Annotated in this window: 11 protein-coding genes; 6 read left to right on the top strand and 5 right to left on the bottom strand. The window is 69.0% G+C overall.

Annotation, left to right across the window (positions count from 1 at the left end; translation table 11 throughout):
• Positions 1–99: 99 nt before the first annotated feature.
• Positions 100–1,956, top strand: coding sequence for a DUF222 domain-containing protein (locus ACQHIV_RS23105; protein ID WP_427885073.1), 1,857 nt, complete (start codon positions 100–102; stop codon positions 1,954–1,956).
• Between the two features lie 679 nt (positions 1,957–2,635).
• Here ACQHIV_RS23105 and ACQHIV_RS23100 read toward each other — a convergent pair.
• On the bottom strand, positions 2,636–4,408 hold the full coding sequence (locus tag ACQHIV_RS23100; RefSeq protein WP_427885072.1) for an acetyl/propionyl/methylcrotonyl-CoA carboxylase subunit alpha: 1,773 nt from the start codon (positions 4,406–4,408) through the stop codon (positions 2,636–2,638).
• Positions 4,409–4,472: 64 nt separating this feature from the next.
• Complete coding sequence (locus ACQHIV_RS23095) at positions 4,473–4,907, bottom strand: Lrp/AsnC family transcriptional regulator (RefSeq protein WP_427885071.1); 435 nt, start codon at positions 4,905–4,907, stop codon at positions 4,473–4,475.
• Between the two features lie 76 nt (positions 4,908–4,983).
• On the opposite strand from ACQHIV_RS23095, the gene ACQHIV_RS23090 reads away from it, so the two are divergent.
• Positions 4,984–5,886: an SMP-30/gluconolactonase/LRE family protein gene (locus ACQHIV_RS23090; RefSeq protein WP_427885070.1), complete on the top strand. Its 903-nt coding sequence runs from the start codon at positions 4,984–4,986 to the stop codon at positions 5,884–5,886.
• Here the strand turns inward: ACQHIV_RS23090 and ACQHIV_RS23085 are convergent.
• Positions 5,877–7,250 (bottom strand): three-helix bundle dimerization domain-containing protein, encoded by a 1,374-nt coding sequence (locus ACQHIV_RS23085; protein WP_427885069.1) that lies wholly within the window; start codon positions 7,248–7,250, stop codon positions 5,877–5,879. The genes ACQHIV_RS23090 and ACQHIV_RS23085 overlap by 10 nt on opposite strands.
• A gap of 118 nt (positions 7,251–7,368) precedes the next feature.
• Here ACQHIV_RS23085 and ACQHIV_RS23080 point away from each other — a divergent pair, with 118 nt between their 5' ends.
• The 3 genes from ACQHIV_RS23080 to ACQHIV_RS23070 all read left to right on the top strand — a co-directional run bounded on the left by ACQHIV_RS23080 (position 7,369) and on the right by ACQHIV_RS23070 (position 11,509).
• Complete coding sequence (locus ACQHIV_RS23080; RefSeq protein WP_427885068.1) at positions 7,369–8,298, top strand: SMP-30/gluconolactonase/LRE family protein; 930 nt, start codon at positions 7,369–7,371, stop codon at positions 8,296–8,298.
• Positions 8,291–10,636 (top strand): ATP-binding protein, encoded by a 2,346-nt coding sequence (locus ACQHIV_RS23075; protein WP_427885067.1) that lies wholly within the window; start codon positions 8,291–8,293, stop codon positions 10,634–10,636. Before ACQHIV_RS23080 ends, ACQHIV_RS23075 begins: the two co-directional genes overlap by 8 nt.
• A 99-nt stretch (positions 10,637–10,735) precedes the next feature.
• Positions 10,736–11,509, top strand: a complete 774-nt coding sequence (locus tag ACQHIV_RS23070; RefSeq protein ID WP_427885066.1) for a hypothetical protein — start codon at positions 10,736–10,738, stop codon at positions 11,507–11,509.
• Here ACQHIV_RS23070 and ACQHIV_RS23065 read toward each other — a convergent pair.
• Positions 11,496–12,932 carry an Nramp family divalent metal transporter gene (locus tag ACQHIV_RS23065; RefSeq protein ID WP_427885065.1) on the bottom strand — a complete coding sequence of 479 codons (1,437 nt, stop codon included), beginning with the start codon at positions 12,930–12,932 and terminating at the stop codon, positions 11,496–11,498. The genes ACQHIV_RS23070 and ACQHIV_RS23065 overlap by 14 nt on opposite strands.
• Positions 12,933–13,029: 97 nt before the next feature.
• Here ACQHIV_RS23065 and ACQHIV_RS23060 point away from each other — a divergent pair, with 97 nt between their 5' ends.
• On the top strand, positions 13,030–16,029 hold the full coding sequence (locus ACQHIV_RS23060) for a helix-turn-helix transcriptional regulator (RefSeq protein WP_427885064.1): 3,000 nt from the start codon (positions 13,030–13,032) through the stop codon (positions 16,027–16,029).
• On the opposite strand, the gene ACQHIV_RS23055 is transcribed toward ACQHIV_RS23060, so the two are convergent.
• Positions 16,016–16,456: a YdeI/OmpD-associated family protein gene (locus tag ACQHIV_RS23055; RefSeq protein ID WP_427885063.1), complete on the bottom strand. Its 441-nt coding sequence runs from the start codon at positions 16,454–16,456 to the stop codon at positions 16,016–16,018. The two genes, ACQHIV_RS23060 and ACQHIV_RS23055, sit on opposite strands and share 14 nt — an antisense overlap.
• Positions 16,457–16,460: the final 4 nt, after the last annotated feature.

Below are 16,460 nucleotides of genomic sequence, written 5' to 3'. Positions count from 1 at the left end.
AACCGACAGCTGGCCGCAAATCTGTGGATAACAAATTCCCTTAAAAATAAGGGCTTCCAGGCTTTGAAATCTGTCGGACCCGCCAGCTAGAGTCTGTTCATGGGCATTCTCGGCGGACGGACAGTGGTTGCTATCGGCAACCATGAGGTGCTGCCTGCCCTGGACGAGGTCCGTGCCGAGATCGTCCGCCTGCGATCCGTCGAGTTGCAACTCATCGCCCGCTGCGAGGCCGACGGCGTGCCCGAGGAAGTCGGCGCCCGCGACACCGTCGAACTCCTCACCGTCCGCCACCGCCGCGACCGTGCCGAGGTCTCGCGCGACGTCCGCGTGGCCCGCGCCCTGCCCAAGTACCAGGCCGTGGACACCGCCCTCGCCGACGGTGTCGTGTCGGCCGACGGCACGGTTCACCAGCTGCAGACCGGCCACGCGGCCGCGATCATCACCGAACTCGAACGCGTCCGTGACCGGGTCCCGGTCGAAACCCTCGACGTCACCGAGCAGCAACTGGTCGGGCTCGTCCCCACCCACACCCCGCAAGAGCTGCGGGCCGCGGCCAAGCACCTGTGCGACCGGATCGACGCCGACGGCCCCGAACCCGACGAGCACAAAGCCTACGCCCGCGAATCCCTCACCCTGAGCACCGCCGAGAACGGCGTGAAGATCCGCGGCTACCTCGCCAACGAGAACGCCGAACTCCTCCGCGCGATCGTGCACGCTGGTGCCCGCCCGCACAAGACCGTCGACGGTGAGCATGACCCGCGCCCTCGCGACAAGCGCCAGGCCGACGCCCTGACCGCCGCGTTGACGGTCGCGTCGAACGCGTGGGACACCGACACCGCGGGCCACGGCGCGAAGGCGAACATCACCGTGACGATCGACCTGGACGACCTGAGGTCGGCGACCGCGCACGCGACCGGCCAGACCGTGTATGGCGACGACCTGTCCGCGGCCACCATCCGGCGCCTGGCGTGCGATGCGAACGTGATCCCGCTGGTGCTCGGGTCGAAGTCCGAACCGCTGGACGTCGGGCGCCGTGAGCGCCTGGTCACCAGGCACATCCGGCACGCGCTGGTGGCCCGGGACCGGAGGTGTGTGGTGTGTGCGGCGCCGCCGGTGATGTGCGACGCCCACCATTTGACCTCGTGGCTGGACGGCGGACCCACCGCCCTCAACAACCTGGCGTTGCTGTGCCGCCGTCACCACGTAGACCTGCACAACGGCCGCTGGCGCATCACCATCACCGACGGCAAGGTCCAGGTAGCCCGCCCAGCCTGGGCCGACCCCACCGTTGTGTGCGCCGTCCAGCCACCAGGCCCTCACCTCACCCAACCCGCAGCGACAGGCTCAGCCCAACCAGCCGCCGCACACATCCGACCCGCGGCCACATACCCACCGCGAGCTGCAGAGGCGGAGCCTGCCCAACCTACGGGCGACTTCCTTGCGCGACCCGCAGAGGTCGACTCTGCCCAACCTACGGGCGACTATCCCGCGCGACGTACCGATGCCCGCTCGACCCGGCCAGCCGCTGCAACCACCGTCCGAGCTGATCAGCCATCCGGCGGCATCCCGCCCGCACCCGAGCCACCAGGTGCGGTGGCCGCCTCGCCTAAGTACCCCGACTGCACACCCGACACCACACCCGACACCACACCCGACACCACACCCGACACCACACCCGACACCACACCCGACACCACACCCGACACCACACCCGACACCACACCCGACACCACACCCGACACCACACCCGACACCACACCCGACAGCAGACCCCGACAGGCCGGACCCAATCAGCCGCCAGACGACCCCTGCGGCACTACACCCGTGCCCGCCGCCCGGACCAGCCGCTGGAAGGCCGACGACGCGACCCTGACCGCCGCGGCTCGCTTCGCGGTCTGGGGCGAGCACGCGCCGACCACCCCCGCTACCGATCCGCCGGCCTTCATCACCATCTGACCTGAGCCCCAGCGGACGGCAGACTGGTCTGTCCACGGTCCTTGTGCTGATCGCGAAGGCGACACCGCGCCGAACGACTCGGCAACTACCCGCTACCCGCTGCCCCCAGGTCAAGCACCTTCCGCCAAAGTCCTGAGTGTCCCGACGACGCCGCGCAGCGTGAACACCGCGCCGACAACGGTCAGCAGGCAGCCGATGAACGCCAGCCCAAGCCACCCGGTATCGCTCAGCGGCTGTTGGTCGACGTCCAGCTAGAACAAAACGCCACCGATGGCGCCGACGGCGGTCAGCCCTCTGCCGAACTCCCAGGAGCCGTCCGGCTTGTCCCCCTCGCCCATATCTCCCCCCGCCAGCGTTATCGAGTTGGTCGGACTCGGCGTTACTGCTCATCCTTACGAGGTGAAAGGCGACGCCGCTGCCGGGCCGTCAGGCGGTGACGCCGTCGTCGGTTGGGCGCAGGTCAGCGCCGAGCGGCGCCTGCCCAGAACTGGCCGAGCCCGTCCGGATCCTCACAGTCGAACGCGACCGCGTCGATCCCGGCACCGGACTGGACGCAGCAGCACCGGCGGCGTCACCCACGGCGTCATCCACGCGCGTCATCCACGCGCGTCATCCACGGCGTCATCCGCGCGCGTCACCCACAGCGTCACCAGAGCCGTTGCCGGCGGCGTCCTGGGGGTCAGTCCTTGATTTCGCAGATGGTGGCGCCGGCTGCGACCGTGGCGCCTACCTCGGCGGTCAGGCCGGTGATGGTGCCGGATTTGTGGGCGTTCAGTGGCTGCTCCATCTTCATCGCCTCGAGGACCACGATCAGGTCGCCCTCGGCGACGGTGGCGCCCTCCTCGACGGCGATCTTGACGATGGTGCCTTGCATCGGCGACGTCAGCGAGTCACCCGACGCCGCGGAGCTCTTCGTGCCGCCCGCGCGACGGGTCGGCTTCTTCTTGCCGGCCGCGCCGGCCGCGGGGGCGATCCCGCCCAGGCCGCCCGGTAGCACGACCTCGATCCGCTTGCCGCCGACCTCGACCGTGACCTTCTCCCGCTCGGTGTCCTCGGGGGCCTCGGCGGTCGGGCCGTCGTACGGCGTGAGCTGGTTGTCGTACTCGGTCTCGATCCACCGCGTGTGCACCTGGAATCCGTCCGTACCGACGAACGCCGGATCGGACACCACCGAGGCGTGGAACGGGATCACCGTCGGCATGCCCTCGACGACGAATTCGCGCAGCGCCCGCCGCGAGCGCTCCAGCGCCTGCGTCCGGTCCCGTCCGGTGACGATCAGCTTCGCGACCAGCGAGTCGAACGCGCCCGGCACGGTCTCGCCCTGGTCGTACCCGCCGTCCAGCCGTACGCCGGGACCCGACGGTGCATGCCAGCGCAGCAACGTCCCCGGGGCCGGGAGGAACCCGCGCCCGCCGTCCTCGGCATTGATCCGGAACTCGATCGAATGCCCCGACACAACCGGGTCGTCGTACCCCAAGGCCTCGCCCTGAGCGATCCGGAACATCTCCCGGACCAGGTCCAGCCCGGTGACCTCCTCGGAGACCGGGTGCTCGACCTGCAGGCGGGTGTTCACCTCGAGGAACGAGATCAGCCCGTCCTGCCCGACCAGGAACTCGCACGTCCCGGCGCCGACGTACCCGGCCTCGCGCAGGATCTTCTTCGAGGACGAGTACAGCAGCGAAAGCTGCTCGTCCGACAGGAAGGGAGCCGGCGCCTCCTCGACCAGCTTCTGGTACCGGCGCTGCAGCGAGCAGTCCCGCGTCGACACCACCACAACGTTGCCGTGGGCATCGGCCAGGCACTGCGTCTCGACGTGCCGCGGCTTGTCCAGGTACCGCTCGACGAAGCACTCGCCGCGCCCGAAGGCGCTCACGGCCTCCCGGGTCGCGGACTCGAACAGCTCCGGGATCTCCTCCATGGTCCGCGCGACCTTCATCCCGCGGCCGCCACCGCCGTACGCCGCCTTGATCGCGATCGGCAGGCCGTACTGCTCCGCGAACGCGACCACTTCGGACGCGTCCGCGACCGGGTCCGGCGTACCGGGGACCTGCGGGGCGCCGACCCGTTCCGCGATGTGCCGGGCCTTGACCTTGTCGCCGAGCGAGTCGATCGCCGACGGCGGCGGGCCGATCCAGATCAGGCCCGCGTCCAGGACGGCCTGCGCGAAGTCGGCGTTCTCGGCCAGGAAGCCGTAGCCCGGGTGGACCGCGTCCGCGCCGGAGCGGGCCGCGACGTCCAGGATCTTGCCGATGTTCAGGTAGGAGTCGGCCGGTGTCGACCCGTCGAGCGCGTACGCCTCGTCGGCGAGCCGGACGAACAGCGCGTCCCGGTCCTGGTCGGCGTACACGGCGACGCTGGCGATCCCCGCGTCGGCGGCGGCCCGGACGACCCGGACGGCGATCTCGCCCCGGTTCGCGACCAGCACCTTGGTGATCTGCTTGCTGTCGGACACAGCTGACTCCCTTCGGCTGGCCCGAGTCTAGGGTCAACCAGCCGTCAGGGGTGCAGGGTGTTGGTCACACCACGCTGGGTCGTTTCTCGAAGAACGTCTCCAGCACCACGACTGTCTGCGTACTGGTCACGCCGTCCACCTGGTGGAGCGCGCGGAGGGTCGCCTGCAGGTCCTCGGTGGTTGCCGTTCGCACCTTCACCAGCACCGACGCCGGACCGGCGATGATGTGTGCCTCCTCGACCGCCGGGATCTTCCGCAACGCCACCATCGTCGGCTCGTCGCCCATCCAGGCGCCGGATTCCAGCAGGACGAACGCCAGCACGCCGAGGCCGACCGCGGCCGGGTCGACGTCGACGGTCGTCCGCCGGATCACGCCCGCGGTCTTCAGTTTCCGGACCCGTTCATGCGCCGAACCGGCGGACAGCCCGACCGTTTCGCCGAGCGCGGCGTACGACTGGCCGGCGTCCTCCTGCAATGCGGCGATCAGACGGCGGTCCACATCATCTATGGTCATCTGGGTCACAAACCAAATCTCATTCTGTTCAGCTGGTCTATGGCCAGACTACATTCAGAGCATGACAGTCACGATCAACGCCGCGCCGCCGCGGCTCCGGGCCGAGCTGGTGGTTCTCGACGACCGTTTCCGGACCGTCGCGGGTGATGAGTACCTCGAATGCCTCTACGACGGCGGCCGCTGGCTCGAAGGACCGGCGTACTCCGCTGCCTGGCGCTGCCTGGTGTTCAGTGACATCCCGAACGACCGGATGCTCCGCTGGGACGAGCTGTCCGGGCAGGTCAGCGTGTTCCGGCAGCCGTCCGGCTCCGTGAACGGCAACACGATCGACCGCGCCGGACGGCTGATCAGCTGCTCGCAGGGCGACCGTCGCGTCGTCCGGACGGAGTACGACGGCAGTCTGACCGTCCTCGCCTCGCACCTCGAGGGTCGCCGGCTCAACAGCCCGAACGACGTGGTCGAGCGCAGCGACGGGTCGATCTGGTTCACGGACCCGCCGTACGGGATCACGTCGAACTACGAGGGGTACGCCGCCGCGCAGGAGCTCGACGGCTGCCACGTCTACCGGATCGACCCGGACGGCACGCTGACCGTGGTCGCGGACGACTTCATCCGGCCGAACGGTCTCGCCTTCTCCCGCGACGAGTCGCAACTGTACGTCGTGGACACACCGGGCAGGCACATCCGCCGCTTCGACGTCGACGGGGACAAGCTGACCGGCGGCGAGGTGTTCGCACCCTGTACGGCGGGCATGTTCGACGGCATCCGGCTGGACAGCACCGGCCGGGTCTGGGCGGCGACGCACGAGGGCGTGCACTGCTTCGACCCGGACGGCACGCTGATCGGCAAGCTGCTGCTACCGGATGTCGTGTCCAACCTGACGTTCGGCGGCCCGAAGGGCAACCGGTTGTTCGTCACCGCGACCACGACGCTGTGGTCCTGGCTGACGAACGTTCAGCGGTAGGACTTCGACACCGCGTCCAGGAGTCGTTCGAGGGTGTCGTACGTCGGGGTGTCCGCGACGTCGAGGACGTCCCTCGCGACCGGGATGTTGCGCTGGTTGACGACGTTCGCGAACTGGGTCTCGTCCGCGGTCCGGAAACCGTGCCGGGCCGCGAGTTGCTGCAGGTCGGGGTCGGTCGAGAGCAGTTCGCCGAGCTTCTCGCCGTTCGCGTTCAGTGAGACGAGCGTGTGCTTGGACTGCACGGTCGGCGACGGGTACATGAGCACCATGCCCGGCTTGAGCTTGTGCTCGACCGCGGCCTCGACGAACTGCGCCTCGTAGATGTTCACCATCGGCGACTTGCCCATGCCGAGCGACAGGTAGTCGTCGAACGGGCCCTCGCTGGAGTTGTCGGTGTAGCCCTGGTTCACGAACAGCGGCGCGACCAGCGGCAGCACCTTCTGCTCGTCCGCAGCGCTCTGGACCACAGTGTTGTGGTTGGCAACGTACGTGACGATCGACAGGAACATCGCCGCCGAGTTCGAGGTGCGCGGGTCGGTGGTGGTGATCAGGATCCGCTTGTTCACCGGGTACGTCGTGTTGCCGCGGATGTTCGTCCAGCGCCAGTTCGCCTTCGCGAGGTCGACGTACTTGCGGACGTCGAAGTACCAGGTGCCGTTGACCTTGCGGGCGATCCCGGTGGCCGACAGCAGGTCGACGATCGGCTGGTACGTCGCGATCGCCATCGGCGACGAGAACACCGAGTACTTCTTCCCGCTCACGGCGGGGCGGCCGGCCGTCGGCTGCAGGATCCGCTCGGCCGCCGTACTGCTGGACGGGAACGCGAAGTCGTACTTGCTCAGGTCGACCGAGGTGGCGATCTCCCGCGACCCCGCGGTGTCGACCTTCACCTCGAACCCGTGCTTGGCGAGCGCTGCCTTGACGTCGGGGTCCTCGAAGTACGCGCGCTTCTCGGAGCCGATCACGCCGCTGACGGTGACGAGCCCGGACTTCGCCTGCGCGTCGTTCCCGTTGCGGACCACGATCACGGTCGCGACCGTCGCGAGGACGAGCACGCCGGCGACGGCGGCGGGGATGGCGATCGGGATCCGGCGGCGCGGGGCCGCGGCGGCAATCGCCGTACCGGAAGGAGGTCTGGTCCACTGAGCGGCGCCGTCGGTCTCCGGTGCGGCCTCGGGCCTGGGGGTGAGCTCTTCCTTGACCATTCGTTCGATCAGGATCGGTACATAGTCGCGGACCGGGTCGCCGGCGAAGGACTCGCGGGCGGTACGGATCGCGGTCTCGATGTCTTCGGGAGTATGGATGTCGGCGAAGGTCGAGGTGAGCCTGCTGGTGAGGTTCTCGATCGCCTTCTCTTCACGCACGGTGTCAAGCTTCAAGAGGATGTCTCCACGGTCACTTGGACGGCGCCGGACCTGAAGCCCCCGTCGGCGGCGCCACGCATATCCTTCCGTCCCAGAGGTCCAACCAGGAGGAGACGAGATGACCGGAATTCTCGAGCCGTTGGCAGGCACCGCCCCGGCGGTCTGGGAGAAGCTGGACGACCGGTTCGCGGGCATCCGCGGCGACAGCCGGCTCGAGCGGTTGTGGACCGGCGGGCGCTGGGTTGAAGGCCCGGTGTACTCACCGGCCGGCCGGTACCTGCTCTGGAGCGACATCCCGAACGACCGCATCCTGCGCTGGGACGAGACGTCGTACCAGGTGTCGGTCTTCCGGCACCCGGCCGGTAACACCAACGGCCACACCCGCGACACCGAGGGCCGCCTGGTCAGCTGCGAACACGGCAACCGGCGCGTGACCCGCACCGAGCACCACGGCGGCATCACCGTGCTCGCCCACGAGTACGACGGCAAGCGCCTGAACAGCCCGAACGACGTCGTCGTCAAGCGCGACGGATCCGTCTGGTTCACGGACCCGGCGTACGGCATCGACTCCGACTACGAGGGGTACAAGGGCGAGATCGAGACCGGTGGCTGTCACGTCTACCGGGTCGCACCGGACGGCGTACTGACCCGCGTCGCCGACGACTTCAACCGCCCGAACGGCCTGGCCTTCTCGCTCGACGAGTCGTTGCTCTACATCACCGACTCCGAGGAGGCGACGATCCGCGTCTTCACCGTCGACGGCGACCGGCTCTCCGGCGGCGACCTGTTCGCCGAGTGCGGCAACGGCATCTTCGACGGCATCCGCCTCGACACCCAGGGCCGGATCTGGGCCTCGGCCGCCGACGGCGTCCACATCTACCACTCCGACGGCACCCTCCTCGGCAAACTCCTGGTCCCCGAAACCGTCAGCAACCTCACCTGGGGCGGCCCGAAACGCAACCGCCTGTTCCTCACCGCGACCACCTCCGTCTACTCCCTCTTCACCACCACCAACGGCGCCCCCGAGGCCTACGGACCCCGTGTCTGAGTTCGGAGCCGTACTGCGGACCTTCCGCCGGACCGCCGGCTTGTCCCAGGAAAAGCTGGCGGAGGCATCGGGTGTCAGCGTCGAGGCGATCAAGACCCTCGAGGCAGGTCGCCGACGGCACCCACGCCCGCAGACGATGGCGTTGCTTGCCAGCGGTCTCGGCCTGACGGACGCCGAGCGCGCCGAACTGGTCGCGGCGGGCACCAAGATCAAAGCATCGAAGGGGATTCCGGAACAGCTGCCGGACGACCTGCAGGACTTCGCCGGCCGCGACGAGCAGGTTGATCAGGTAGAGAAGTTGTTCCGGGCGGCCGAGATCCGCCAAGGGGTGGTTGTGGTATCAGCGATCGCCGGCATGGGTGGTGTCGGCAAGACGGCACTCGGTATCCATGTCGGGCACCGCCTCGCAGATCAGTTCACGGACGGTCAGCTGTACGTGAACCTGCGCGGGTTCGGGCCTGGCGCGCCGATGACCGCGGCGGAAGCGCTCGGCCGGCTGATGGACGCGCTCGGGCTGCAGGTGACGGGTTCGGAGAGTGTCGACGAACTGGCGGCCCGGTATCGCTCTGCAGTGGCCGGGCGTCGTCTGTTCGTCTTCCTGGACAATGCGGCGAGTGTGCCCCAGGTATTGCCTTTGTTGCCGGGGACATCGACTTGTGCGGTACTGATCACCAGCAGACGAGCGCTGATTGGCCTGCCTGGCGCCGCCCACCTCGCCCTCGACACGCTTCCGGGCAACGATGCGGTGAAGATGCTGGACCACATCGTCGGCGACGGCAGGATCGCCGCGGATCCGCTGCACTCGGCAGTCGTCGTACGGCTGTGTGGCGGCCTACCGCTGGCGCTGCGGATTGCGGGCGCCCGCCTCGCCGCGGAGCCGTCATGGAGCGTCGCGGACTTCGCGCGGCTTCTGAAGTCGAGCCGCCGCCGCCTCGACGAGTTGGCGCTCGGTGATCTCGACGTACGCGCAAGTATCGAAGCCTCCTTGGCCGCGATGACAGATGCCGAGGCCGGCACACTCCGGCTGCTCGGGCTGTTCGAAGGAGACGAACTCGATGTGCGGGTCGCGGCCCGCCTTCTCGACCGCCCGGTCGCCGAGACCGAGGACCGGCTGGAACGTCTCGTCGACCTGCACCTCCTCGAGTCACCGTCTCCGCGCCGTTACCGCATGCACGACTTGATCCGCAGTTATGTCCGGGACACGACGGCTGAGCTCACTACTGAAGCGGACCTGTCAGCCGCGCGGGGGCGTGTTCTGAGGTTCTATCTGGCGATGGTGTGGCGAGGACGAGTGCTCCGCGGGCTGGGACCGCTGACGACTAGCTGGAGTGACGAGAGCTGGACAGCGGATGCCGAGGAACTGTCCTACCCGGAGTTGTCAGCTTGGTACGACCTGGAGATCGAGGAGATCATCGGCGCAGCCCACCGTGCAGCGCAAGGTTCGAATGCTGAGCGTTCCGTCGTCGCAAAGATCGCGACCGGGATCAAGCCATATCTCACTCGCAGACGCCGCTACTCGGACGCGGTGGCGTTATGCCACGTAGGCCTGGTGGCGGAGGAAACCGTCCAGGATCCGATTGCTGCCGTGTTCCTGCACTTCGATCTGTCGGTCTACTACAACAGCATGGGCAGGTACGACGAAGCCGTCGAACAAATGCGCCTTTCTTTGAGCATTCCCGAGGCATGGCTGTACGAGGAGCAGTGGTCGTACTCCCAGACGTTCCTGGCGGACTACTTGACGAACGCGGGCCGGTACGACGAGGCGGTTGCGGCCGCCCAGATCGGCATGGAGGCTTCGCTGCGACGGGGCGACGAGGAAGGCGAGGTCGACGCGCGGGCCGTGCTGGGGCGGGTGGCCGGCAAGCAGGGACGGTGGGACGACCAGGACCGCGAGTTCGAGCGTGTTCTGGAGGTGATGCGAAAGGACGCTCATCCGAGTGTCCGGCACTACAACCTGCAACAGATGGTCGTCTCCTATCGCGAGGACGGCCGGCTCCGGGAGGCGCTTGCCTGGGCAACCGAGTGCCACCGGTTTGCCGTCGACTTCGGCAATGTGTTCGCGATCGCCGAGGCGCTTGAGGAGCTTGGGCGGATCCACCTCGGGCTGGGCGCACTGGAACCGGCAGAGGAGTGCCTTCGGTCCGCGCTTGAGACGGTCGAGGGGAACTGGCAGGCCGAGGCGCGCGTGCGCAAGTACTTGGGAGACGTGTTACAGCTGGCTGGCAGTTCGCGCGCAGCCGGTGCCGAGTGGCAGCGTGCGCTGGAACTTGCTGTTCGTCACGGAGCGCCGGAGGTCCCGGAGCTCCGCAAATTGGTCGACGGGCTCACAGCTTCTTGAGAGCTCGTCGGCGCCTCGGCCTACCGCGGCGGTAATTCGTTCGCCTGGGATCTGGCCGGTGTGGGATGGTGGTCTGCTGGCCTGATCCTGGGAGGACTGGTGAGCATGATTCCGGAGCATCTCCGGCGAGTGGCGGACGGCGTGCTGGGTGAGGCGGTGAAGGATCCGCGGGTGCTGGCGGTGGTGGCCGGCGGGTCGGTTGCCTCGGGCGTTAGTGACGAGTATTCGGATCTTGATCTGGTGCTGGTGTGTACGGAGGAGGGGCAGCCGGCGTGTCTGGCCGAGGCCGCGGAGTTTGCGGCGCGGGTTGGGCCGTTGCTGGCGAGCTTCAGTGGTGAGCATGTCGGTGAGCCGCGGCTGCTGATCGCACTGTACGGGCCGCCGGTGGTGCACGTGGACCTCAAGTTCGTGACGCCGGACGGGTGGCGGACGCGGGTCGAGGACGGTGTGGTGTTGTGGCAGCGGGACGACACCGTGGACAAGGTGCGGGCGGACTCCGAGGCCTCCTGGCCGCAGCCGGATGCGCAGTGGATCGAGGACCGGTTCTGGGTCTGGGTGCACTACACCGCGGTGAAGATCGCGCGGGGCGAGTTGTTCGAGGCGATCGAAGCTCTTGGTGCGCTGCGCGGGTCCGCGATCGCGCCCTTGGCGACGCTCGGTCGGACGGAGCGTCCGGCCGGGGTGCGGCGGCTCGAGATGCTTGCCCCTGAACTGGTGCCGGAGTTGCGTGCCACGGTCGCGACCGCCGACGCCGACGACTGCCTGCTGGCGTTGCGGGCGGCCGTCGACGTGTATCGGAAAGTGCGTGGCGATCAGGTGGTACGGCGTACTGCTGCCGAGGAGGCGGTCGTCGCGTTCCTCAGAGCTTCTTGACCTGGTCGATGGCGGTGAAGACCGCCAGGAAACCGAAGGCCAGGAAGGAGAAGAGGAGTACGGCGGTGCGGGACGTGGTGATGCGGATGGCGTCGGGGAGGGCCCGGGAGTTCATCCACCAGAGCAGGCCGGAGTAGACGAACATCATCGTGCCGGCGGTGCAGGCCGAGATGACCAGCAGGACCAGCGGCTGGGTGAGGCCGGCCAGCAGCACGATGATGCCGAAGGCAACGAGGCCCCAGACCAGCCAGAAGTAGAGCTTGGACTCGGTGATCCTCGACGTCCGCAGGTACCGGGCCTTGATCATGTCGGAGGCGAGCCGGGACGTGTAGTCGACGATCCCGGCCGCCGCGGCGAACAGCGAGAACGCGCCGACCGCCCAGAACAGGTACCCGAACCAGCCGCCGACGACCGTCTGCAGCGTCGTACCCTCGATCTTCAGGAAGCTGATGCTGTTCTGTACGCCGGGATTCCCGAACAGCGTGGCGTGCGCGAGCATCGACGTGAACGCGATCGTGACCACGGTGATCGCCACGAACGTCGCTGCCTGTTCGATGTTCGCGAACCGCCACCAGCGCCGCCAGCGGGCCAGGTTCGCGTCGTCGGTGGGGAACGTGTAGCCGTTGGCGTTCGGGTCGGCCTCGGTCTCGCCGGTCACCGGTGACGTCAGCCGCGGGACGTGCACGCCCATCCCGAAGCCCTTGTCGCGGATCCAGTTGCTCTGCACGAGGTTCTGCCCGCCGCCGGCTCCGGCGTACGCGATCGCGCCCATCACCAGCGCGAACCCGAGCTGCTCGGCCGGGAACTGCGGCTGCGTCACCGCGTGGCCGAGCGCGCCGTACGTCTTGCCGCGGATCGCGAACACCAGCGCGAGCACGACGAGCAGCGCGACGGCCGCGATCTTCACCGCGATCAGCCGTTCCAGCATCACGTAGACGACCGGCGCGAAGGTCAGGATCGCGCCGATCACCAGCAGCATCACGATCGCGATCCAGCGCGGGTCGCCGCCGCCGAACAGGTACGTCAGCATGCTCGCGGAGCTGGTCGCCCAGCCCGGCCAGAGGTTCGCGAAGTACGTCATGATCGCGAAGAACAGGCCCCAGTGCTTCCCGTACCGGTTGAAGCCGGTCAACGCTGTCTCACCAGTGGCCAGCGTGTACCGCTCGATCTCCATGTTCAGGAACCACTGGACGACCACGCCGACGACGGCGCCCCAGAGGAACACCAGGCCGACCTGGCTGGAGATGTACGGCCAGAGGATGAACTCGCCGGAGGCCAGCCCGACGCCGGCGCCGACCATGCCGGGGCCGATGATCTTCCAGGTGTTCGCGGGCGGCTCGGGAAGGTCGCGGACCTGCGGTGCGGGCAGGTTCTTGGTCGGTAGCGCGAAGTGTCCGTGGTCGGTGGGTGCGGTGTCCGTCATCAGGGCTCCTCACTCTTTCGAACCCCCCTGGTTCCGGAGGGTAACGTATACAGTCGACAACGGCGACCCGACACAGTCCGATGGCAGACTGGCGCGCATGGGTGGGGTAACAGTACTGACCGCGTCGTACGCCGGTGCCGCCAGCGCACCGGCGTACGCCCGGCTGGCGGGTCTGGCCGCCGAACTGCCGGGGGAGCAGCTGGTACGGCGGGACGCCGGGTGGCCGGTGCTCGTGTACGCGTCCGCGGACGAGGCGATCGAGGCCGCCGAGGCGCTTCGGGAGGCGGCCGCGCTGGTGCCGGCGGGCGAGCTGCTCCGGATCGCCGTGCACACAGGGATCGCGGCCGGACCGGCGGTCCGGCATGCCGAGCAACTGCTGGCGATCGCCAACCCCGGTCAAACGTTGCTCACCGCAACCACGGCGGCGATGGTGGACGGCGGCATCGATCTCGGCGTCCACCGGTTGCAGGATCTGGGGTCGGCCGAGCGGATCTTCGAGCTCACGCCGACCGCGGAGCCGTTACGGTCGCTCGACCTGGTGCCGAACAACCTGCCGGTGATGTTCACCAGCTTCGTCGGCCGTACGACGCAGGTCGCCGCGCTCCGGACGCAGCTGGCCGGGAGTCGGCTCGTGACGCTGACCGGCCCGGGCGGCAGCGGGAAGACCCGCCTGGCCGCGCAGACCGCCGCGCAGCTGGCGGAACGGTGGACCGACGGCGTGTGGTGGGTGGACCTGTCGGCGGTGACCGACAGCGCCCAGATTCCGGAGGCGGTGGCGGGCGCGGTCGGCCTGCTCGTCGAACCGGGCGATCGCCTGCTGATCGGGCAGTTGCGGCACCGGCAGGCGCTGATCTGCCTGGACAACTGCGAGCAGATCGTCGACGGCGTGGCCGAGTTCGTCACGGCCCTGCAGACCGGTTGTCCCGAACTCACGATCCTCGCCACCAGCCGCGAACCCCTCGATCTCCCGGGCGAGGCCGTCTGGCGGGTCCCCGCCCTCTCACCCGACGAAGCCCGGACGCTCTTCCTCGAACGCTCGGACGCGCCCGCCGGTGCGCCGGAGGTCGAGCGCGCCGTACGGGCGATCTGTGAACGGCTGGACGGGATCCCGCTGGCGCTGGAGCTCGCCGCCGCGTGGGGCCGGACGTTGACGCCGACGCAGATCGAGGCCGGGCTGGAGGACCGGTTCGGGCTGTTGACGAAGAACGTGCGGGGAGTCGCGGCGCGGCAGCGGACGCTGGCGGCGTCGATCGACTGGAGCTACGACCTGCTGGACGAGGACGACCGGCAGGTGTTCCGCCGGCTGGGCGTGTTCGCGGGCGGGTTCACGCTGGCGGCCGCGGCGGCGGTGAGCGGCGCCGTACCGAGTGTCCTGGCGCGGCTTGTCGACAAATCGCTTGTCGTTGCGGAGGACGGGCGGTACCGGCTGCTCGAGACGATCCGCGAGTACGCCGCCGCCCGGCAGACCGGCGACGTCCGCGATCGGCACCTCGACCACTACCTGCGGGTCGCCGAGGACGCGGAACCCTTGCTGGACAGCGATCGGGACGCCTGGCGGACGCTGATCGAGCCCGACCGGGAGAACTTCCGTACGGCGCTCGAACACGGTCTGGCCGCCGACGATCCGGACCGCGGGCGCCGGCTCGCCGCGGCGCTCCGCTGGCTGTGGAACCTGCAGGCGACCGGGACCGAGGGCATCGGCTACCTGCGGCGCGCGATCGACCGCGCCCCGGACGACCGGACGGTGCTGCAGGCCCGTTTGTACTACGGGTACGCGACCGTCGCCGACACCGTCGATCCGTTCGGGTACGACGCTGCCGGGCGCGGGCTCGACCTGGCGACCGAGCTGGGCGACGACCGGCTGCGCTCGCTGTTCCTCGCGATGGTTGCCGTCGGCGAGTTCTTCACCGACCTGCAGAAGGCGTGGGACCTGACGGTCGAGGGTGTGCGGCTGGCCGACCGGATCGGCAACGAGCATGCGAGGAACGCGAACGTCGGCCTGCAGTGCGTGCTGCTCGCGTTGTGGGACCGCCACGAGGACCTGCATCCGTTGCTGGATCGCGCGGCCGCCGGGCTGATCAGCAGCGGCGAACGCGGGATCGCGTCGACCGTCCTCACCACGTGGTCCGAGAGCCTGATGTCCACCGGCCAACCGCTGAAGGCCGTCGAGCTCGCCGAACGCGCTCTCGCCGCGGCGGAGCCGCTCGCCGACTTCCACCGCGTCGGCTCAGCGCGTGCCCAGCTCGCCTCCGTCCTGGTGCGGGTAGGCCGGGCCGACGAGGCGCGCGCGTTGATGCGGCCACTGCTGGAACTGGCCGAGACCGCGGGGTCCGTCGTACCGAATCTCGGGCAGGTGATGAGCGTGATCTCGCTCTGGACCGGCGAGTACGACGCTGCCGTGGAATGGCTCGCCCGGGAGACCGCGCCGGACAGTCCGCTCGCTGGGACGTTCGCGCCCGCGATGCTGCTGCCGACGGTTGCCGCCGCTCAGCGTGCCCTGGGTCAGGACGCGACCGATCTGCTCGAGCGTGCCGCCGATCTCGCGCGTTCGTACAACCTGCCGCGGATCCTGGCGGAAGCTCTCGATCAGCTCGGCCGGAGCGCGATCGCCGAGCAGCCGGACAAGGCGGCCGAGCTGATCCACGAGGCGTTGACGATCCGCGTCGACCACGGTCTGCGGACGTACGTCATCGACAGCCTGGAATCCCTTGCGCTGCTGGCGAATCACACCAACCGCCCCGCGGACGGCGCCCGCCTGGCGCGCGCTGCGGCGGCGGCGCGCGAGCAGATCGGCCTCGGCGTACCGGCCGATCATCCTGAGCTGCCGCTGTCGGACGAGGCGGCACTCACGGTGGACGAGGCCGTCGCGTATGCCCGCCGTACCAGAGGAACCCGCGGCCGGCCGTCGTCGGGCTGGGCCAGCCTCACCCCGACCGAGGAACAGGTCGTCGCGCTGGCGGTCGAGGGCCTCAGCAACCCGGAGATCGGCGAACGCCTGTTCATGAGCCGCGGCACCGTCAAGACCCACCTGGCCCACGTCTACACCAAACTCGGCGTCGCCAACCGCACCGAACTGGCGTCGCTCAGGAAGGCGTGACCATCTCCACCGTCTTGGCGATCCGGCGCTGCCGGGTCTCGGGCTTCTTCGCGTCGTTGATCGCGTTCACGTGCTCCCGCCGATGGCTGAAGCTCAACCCGTCGAACGCCTCCCGCACCCCGGCCTCGGCGAGCGCCGCCGCGAGATCCTCCGGTACCTCGACCGTCCGCTCGCCGGCGTCGCGCTCGACGGTCACGGTCACCCGATCCCCGTCGCCCTTGCCCAGCTCCGCGCGGATGGTCTTCAGGATCCCCAGCGCCATACACCCGCCCATCGACGCGATCGACCCGCGATAAGCGACCCCGTCGAACGTCGCCCGCACCGGGATCCGGCCGCCGCCGCCCAGCGCGTCGACGACCGCGGCGGGGACCTCGAGCCAGGCGCCGCCGCCGTCGTTCACCTGGATGCTGCCCTCGAACGTCTCCATGCTC

Source organism: Kribbella polygonati, from assembly GCF_050320105.1.
Taxonomy (GTDB): domain Bacteria; phylum Actinomycetota; class Actinomycetes; order Propionibacteriales; family Kribbellaceae; genus Kribbella.
Note: the sequence above shows the minus strand (reverse complement) of the source record. Positions and strands in the feature narration are given on the sequence as shown.

Excerpts from the sequence above, each read along its gene's own strand:
- ACQHIV_RS23105 (WP_427885073.1), top strand. The coding sequence starts at position 100 with ATGGGCATTCTCGGCGGACGGACAGTGGTTGCTATCGGCAACCATGAG.
- ACQHIV_RS23090 (WP_427885070.1), top strand. The coding sequence starts at position 4,984 with ATGACAGTCACGATCAACGCCGCGCCGCCGCGGCTCCGGGCCGAGCTG.
- ACQHIV_RS23080 (WP_427885068.1), top strand. The coding sequence starts at position 7,369 with ATGACCGGAATTCTCGAGCCGTTGGCAGGCACCGCCCCGGCGGTCTGG.
- ACQHIV_RS23065 (WP_427885065.1), bottom strand. The coding sequence starts at position 12,932 with ATGACGGACACCGCACCCACCGACCACGGACACTTCGCGCTACCGACC.
- ACQHIV_RS23060 (WP_427885064.1), top strand. The coding sequence starts at position 13,030 with ATGGGTGGGGTAACAGTACTGACCGCGTCGTACGCCGGTGCCGCCAGC.
- ACQHIV_RS23055 (WP_427885063.1), bottom strand. The coding sequence starts at position 16,456 with ATGGAGACGTTCGAGGGCAGCATCCAGGTGAACGACGGCGGCGGCGCC.